Consider the following 4960-nt stretch of genomic DNA (forward strand, 5'->3'; position numbering starts at 1 on the left):
CCGGATACCCGCTCTTCTAATGACATGTCTAACCAGACATACCAGGTGCCGTTGCCGGCCGGCTTGACGAATTTGTCTTCGTAAAAATTGACCGTGGACAATTCGCGTGTCCGTGCCAGATTGCCTGCGGACGATTCGCGTTTTTGATCTGCCTTCAACCATTTCAGGAAATCTGGCGAGACGTAGCAGGCGAACGCGTCAATTGCGGGCAAGTACTCTTTCACGCCGGACTCTCGCCACGTGTTAAGTGATCGCCAAATGTAATGCGTGTACATATACACACTGGCGTGGCCCGGCATATCGGGCGTTAGCAAAGCGCCTTGCGATACATCCGGTGGCACGTGCATTTTGAAATCTTTTTGCACCGTAGCCAGTCGCCAATGCGCATGCATGAGCCCAATCATTAACAACACGATCACCATCAGCAAATACCACGCGAGTCGTTCGCGCGCCGCCAGTGCATTACGGATGCGACTCATAAACTTCGGCCCCGTGAATAGCGCGTGGATACGTTAAGAACTTTATCGGCAAAGCCCAGCTCGGACATAACCAGGTGAATCCACTCTTTGTAATAATGATCGCCGTGTTGCTCTTTGATGGATTGCAGCCGACCCAGAGCGAACATGGTTAAACCAAAGGCGCCTCCAAAGAACACACCGGACCCCAGGATGATTGCCAGGCTGGACGAGATCGCCAGACTTGCAATCGCTACAAGGATTCCGAGTGCCAACGCGATGCCAACATTGATCATGACCAATGTCAGGATCTCTGTCGTTGTGCAGCCCATAAAAATGATGGGTTCATCCGTCAATGAGTCTGCCAACTGATTTTCAGAGTGATCCAATTTCATAGTTCGTTCCACTCACCGCTAAATCAAAAATTGATTGGTGATCCATAACGCGAGCGCGAGTACCAGCAGAAAAAAGAATATGCCACCGGCAATCGACTTACCCGCAGCGATCCATTTTGTATCGCCATTTTTTGCGTCTCTAACGTCGCCAATGGCTTCCCAAATGACCTTGACGGCTAGATAGAGAACACCGATCCATAACAGGAACCCAACGAAGTATTGCCCTATCATTACGAATAAGTTAACGGGGTCGCTCTCATTGGGATCAACCCCCTCGGGCAATACATTTGGTAGTGGCGGTTGGGCATCTGCGTTTATTGGAAAGGCAAGACTAACAATCATCCCCATTGCAAAGAGGCAGCACATAGCAAACCGACCGCCTATGGTTGACTTGAAAAATGAGTTCATCGTTTGTAATCCTCAGGACATTAACCAAATAAAAAACATTAACAATATGATTGCGCGAGCGATCGTGTTCACCACGTCCCCTGCCTTCATTTCTTCCGCCTGCAACCGTATCCACGATCCTTTCATCGTGGCAAACAGCAGGTAAGCCAAAACAATTGCTACAAAGAATGCGCACGCTCCATAAAAATGAGCGGCCTCGTAACCGGTGACTTCACGAAAGCGATCCAGGACGCTCATCGATGCGAGTATTCCCCGTCCAACAAGGGCACACGCCGCGGTGAGCGGACAGGCTTCGCCAGGTGCCGAGACACACCGTCGCGAATTAATCCAATGTCACTACGGAGCTGGTCATAATCCAGGGGAAAACGTGTGTCGGCAGATCGGTTGTGCTCGGCCTGTTCAATCAATGCGAGGGTTGCATCTAGCTGACGAATCAATTCTGTTAATGCCAAACGTTCAGCGTCGGTCACGTGATCAACACGCGAGTCGGCGACGCTATTTAACGTGAACGCAAGTAACATCATGCTGATAAAAAATCTCATTGCATCACCTCATTGCCAATGATCAAAAACGGATAATGGGTCAGTCCCAAATGCCGGGAAAAATCATCGCCGTTCACCGGCGACAAGGTGATGGGTGCGGCATATTCCTGTAAGCGTGCAAACTGCTGTGAGGTTGCGACATTCACAACAAAACCGTGCGCACCGGCATCAAGTAAATGTTGTTTGTTGTGGTGCAGCCACGCGAATGATTGGCTGTCGTACCCGACAACAAAGATCGGCATCGCTGCGGCCGTGGGCAGTACTTTTTTATGGACAGCACCCGGACGCATACCGACCGTGCGAATGGGGTATGCGGGCGCAAATGGGATGCGCTTCAACGGGATGGGCGGTAACGATTCTGCGTGTAAATCCTGTGTCCAGAGCAGCGGTTTACCGCCGAAGTCGGCTAACACAATAGGCTGTGCCATTGCGAAAACCGGAGCGAGACTGAACAGCAAAACAGTCAGCACGATACTGTTCATTGTTCGGTCTCCTGCGCCGCCGCCATGCCAATGGACGCCGTCATGGTTGAAATGGTGTGTTGACGGCGTTGCCAGCGGGCTTTGACGCGTTCACGATACTGGCTGGCGCGTTTGGGATTGCCAGGCGAGTGGTAGCGGCCCACGGCGACCCACCAATCCGGATTACCTTTGCGCTGCGTGTAGTCATACTCGCTGCGGATTAATTTCGCGGCATACGCCAAATTGATGTAGGGATTAAGTAGCTGGACGGGCGCGGTGAAGTTTTTCTTATGCGCACACCAATGAACCTGGCACAAGCCAATGTCGACCCGGCAGCTGCCACCGTTGATGACTTGCAATAACTGGCGTTGTGCATCAGCCGGTGTGTCGTAATACGCGCCCTTACCAGCGATGTTCAATGTCCAGGGCCACGGCAGGTGTTTGTCTTGCCACCGTTTTCCGGATTCTTGCAGGCACACCGCAAACAACACGTCAGCAGGCACCTGATGTTTAGCGGCAAAATATTTATAGGCACCGGGGATTTTAGTTTGCGTCAGCGCCTGAGTTGCCGACGATAAGGTGAATAGCGTGGCGATGAGGATACGTCTCATAAACGCACCTCCGTTAATTGCTTCTGGCCGTTGTCTCGGCGAAACAGCTGCGGCAAGGTGGTATCAATCGCGATGCGTTGGAAAAAGCCGCTGTCAACGTTCAGTGTCACCTGCTTGGTCGCGTTGACTTTCTCCGGTGCGATGTTGTTTGTTTTTGCCCATTGGGTTATCACGGCGCGGTCAGATGTGCCGACAAAATAAATATCCAGCGATGCACCGATGCTCATCACATGCGACAAGACGCGGCGACACGTCGGGTTGCATTGCTCATCGGTAAACAGCACCAGCCGGTCATGGGATTGCACTTGCATCAGTGTGGGTTGATCAGCCAGTAACGCCGCCAACTTGGGTGCAAAGACACGCTCTTTTACGGTGTCATAGGTGAGATACCAGGCGCGTTCCGCCATGAGTCGATCCCAGTCCTGTCGCGCGGCAATCTCGGCATACCGAATACGCTCCACCTCAGTCTTGGCATGAACGCCGAGTGCGGAGACAGGACTGATATTCGGTGTCCAGACACCGCGCGGTCCCGCCATGATTTTTTCGAATTGACGCCAATCGCTTTCTGTTAATTCCCACTCTCGCCACGGCTGCGTCGTTAATGCAGTTTCTGTACGCGACGTTGTGGTTCGATCGGTGAATTTTATCGGCGGTATTTCGGTCTTCTGTGCATCGTTAAGTCTTTCAGGCCCAAGTAAGTTTTCCGGCGAGGGAAACTGTGCGACGGTGCTGAGGGAGATGACCGCCATCATCAGGGATGCAATAACGGTGACCTGGCTGCGACATACCTTCATAGCCCGGCCTCCTGATGCGTCCGCGACTCAAGGTGAACGAATTCCGCCCGACGGCGATCTGGATCAACGGTGAGCAATTGCCAACCGTTCAGTCGCTGGCCGGTGACCATCAATCGAGACGTCCCGCGCGTGTCTTCCACGCGAATCGATAGCGTTTCACCGAACTGACGAATGGACGTCACGCGAAACGGCAATGCCGTTGTCGGCGAATCGATCGTCGCGGGTGTTTTAGCAGACGGCGCAACGTCTCTTGGTGCGGCGCGTTGCTGCATGAGAGCGGCCACGCGTTGCATTTGTTGATCAATTGCAGTGGTGTTTTTGTCGAGCGATGCCTGCATTGCACGCAGTTCGGTTTTGTGCGATTCGATAACCGTCAGCATCTCGACGATGTACCCTTCAATCGCCTCTATGCGCGCCTGGTTTTGATACGCCAGGCTGATGTCGTTGCTGACACTGGCCGCTGCACTGCGTGACGGTGCCAGCGGATCGGGTGAGAGCGGAGCCTGGGACTCTGGCCGAATAGCCTGCACGTCAATGTCGCGAGACGCTGAGTCATCGGCGACGTCCGGTGCTGGCCCCACATCACGGGCGAGTGGATCAGCGGCCGCTGTGGGTGGTGCGACCGGGGTTGGATCGACGTTGATGGAATTCAACACATCGCGCGCGGGCGCGTCAGCGCGATGAGCGACCGGCGGCGCGTCGGGTCGTGCTGGCGGTGCGACGGGTAATGTCGACTCCGAAGCGGGAGCCGACGCGACGGGTACGCGTGGCCATTGACCGGTGTAGCCGAGATAGGCCATTGCTACACCCGCCATGCCAATGACCATCGCGAATAACACTTTTAAGCTGAGCGGCAGCCCACTACGGTGAGAGGCAGGTACCGGCGCGGCACCCGGTGCAGTGTCCACCTGCTGAAGCGGCGGCAGCGAGTCGCGCAGGTTGACGATGTTGCTAGGTTCTGACGTCATTGAGTAAGTACCCATTTGCTAAATTGCTAAATGAATTTTTTAAATGTGGATGCGGTGTAATACACGGCAATAAAAAACAGCGCCTGCGGTATCAGAAAATACAAACCAGGGTTAAACGTGAACGGCAGCGTGAGATAGAGCCCACAACCGACGCCGAGGCTTGGCGCAACCCAGCGGCGTACGTGGTGATACAGGAAAGAGGATTCCAATCCGCCGCATTCTTTGCGGATGTCGCGATCAACCAGACCATCAATCAATCCGAGCATGCCCCAGATTAAAAATGCGGGTAATGCAAGCACGACCGTGACAAGCCGAATGATGAGGGT

The 4960-nt window shown here is 53.8% G+C and carries 10 protein-coding genes; all 10 read right to left on the reverse strand.

Annotation, left to right across the window (positions count from 1 at the left end):
• On the reverse strand, positions 1-479 hold a 479-nt coding region (locus ACSV5M_RS21385), incomplete at its 3' end, for a DUF2895 family protein (RefSeq protein ID WP_439178877.1).
• On the reverse strand, positions 476-850 hold the full coding sequence (locus tag ACSV5M_RS21390) for a DUF3487 family protein (protein WP_439178878.1): 375 nt from the start codon (positions 848-850) through the stop codon (positions 476-478). The genes ACSV5M_RS21390 and ACSV5M_RS21385, both read right to left, overlap by 4 nt.
• A gap of 18 nt (positions 851-868) precedes the next feature.
• Positions 869-1258, reverse strand: a complete 390-nt coding sequence (locus ACSV5M_RS21395; protein ID WP_439178879.1) for a hypothetical protein — start codon at positions 1256-1258, stop codon at positions 869-871.
• A gap of 12 nt (positions 1259-1270) precedes the next feature.
• Positions 1271-1495 carry a hypothetical protein gene (locus ACSV5M_RS21400; protein WP_439178880.1) on the reverse strand — a complete coding sequence of 75 codons (225 nt, stop codon included), beginning with the start codon at positions 1493-1495 and terminating at the stop codon, positions 1271-1273.
• On the reverse strand, positions 1492-1800 hold the full coding sequence (locus ACSV5M_RS21405; RefSeq protein WP_439178881.1) for an RAQPRD family integrative conjugative element protein: 309 nt from the start codon (positions 1798-1800) through the stop codon (positions 1492-1494). The genes ACSV5M_RS21400 and ACSV5M_RS21405 overlap by 4 nt, the downstream gene beginning before the upstream one ends.
• Positions 1797-2282 (reverse strand): PFL_4695 family integrating conjugative element protein, encoded by a 486-nt coding sequence (locus ACSV5M_RS21410; RefSeq protein WP_439178882.1) that lies wholly within the window; start codon positions 2280-2282, stop codon positions 1797-1799. Before ACSV5M_RS21410 ends, ACSV5M_RS21405 begins: the two co-directional genes overlap by 4 nt.
• Positions 2279-2872, reverse strand: coding sequence for a hypothetical protein (locus ACSV5M_RS21415; protein WP_439178883.1), 594 nt, complete (start codon positions 2870-2872; stop codon positions 2279-2281). The genes ACSV5M_RS21410 and ACSV5M_RS21415 overlap by 4 nt, the downstream gene beginning before the upstream one ends.
• Positions 2869-3666, reverse strand: coding sequence for a TIGR03759 family integrating conjugative element protein (locus ACSV5M_RS21420; protein WP_439178884.1), 798 nt, complete (start codon positions 3664-3666; stop codon positions 2869-2871). Before ACSV5M_RS21420 ends, ACSV5M_RS21415 begins: the two co-directional genes overlap by 4 nt.
• Positions 3663-4634, reverse strand: a complete 972-nt coding sequence (locus tag ACSV5M_RS21425; protein ID WP_439178885.1) for a hypothetical protein — start codon at positions 4632-4634, stop codon at positions 3663-3665. The genes ACSV5M_RS21420 and ACSV5M_RS21425 overlap by 4 nt, the downstream gene beginning before the upstream one ends.
• Positions 4635-4660: 26 nt before the next feature.
• On the reverse strand, positions 4661-4960 hold a 300-nt coding region (locus ACSV5M_RS21430), incomplete at its 5' end, for a DUF4400 domain-containing protein (protein ID WP_439178876.1).

Origin of the sequence: Cellvibrio sp. ARAG 10.3, assembly GCF_051846955.1 — a bacterium.
Taxonomy (GTDB): Bacteria; Pseudomonadota; Gammaproteobacteria; order Pseudomonadales; family Cellvibrionaceae; genus Cellvibrio.

Bases quoted from the DNA above. Each gene is read 5' to 3' on its own strand.
- ACSV5M_RS21410 (WP_439178882.1), bottom strand. From the start codon at position 2,282: ATGAACAGTATCGTGCTGACTGTTTTGCTGTTCAGTCTCGCTCCGGTT.
- ACSV5M_RS21415 (WP_439178883.1), bottom strand. From the start codon at position 2,872: ATGAGACGTATCCTCATCGCCACGCTATTCACCTTATCGTCGGCAACT.
- ACSV5M_RS21405 (WP_439178881.1), bottom strand. From the start codon at position 1,800: ATGAGATTTTTTATCAGCATGATGTTACTTGCGTTCACGTTAAATAGC.
- ACSV5M_RS21420 (WP_439178884.1), bottom strand. From the start codon at position 3,666: ATGAAGGTATGTCGCAGCCAGGTCACCGTTATTGCATCCCTGATGATG.
- ACSV5M_RS21390 (WP_439178878.1), bottom strand. From the start codon at position 850: ATGAAATTGGATCACTCTGAAAATCAGTTGGCAGACTCATTGACGGAT.
- ACSV5M_RS21400 (WP_439178880.1), bottom strand. From the start codon at position 1,495: ATGAGCGTCCTGGATCGCTTTCGTGAAGTCACCGGTTACGAGGCCGCT.
- ACSV5M_RS21395 (WP_439178879.1), bottom strand. From the start codon at position 1,258: ATGAACTCATTTTTCAAGTCAACCATAGGCGGTCGGTTTGCTATGTGC.
- ACSV5M_RS21425 (WP_439178885.1), bottom strand. From the start codon at position 4,634: ATGACGTCAGAACCTAGCAACATCGTCAACCTGCGCGACTCGCTGCCG.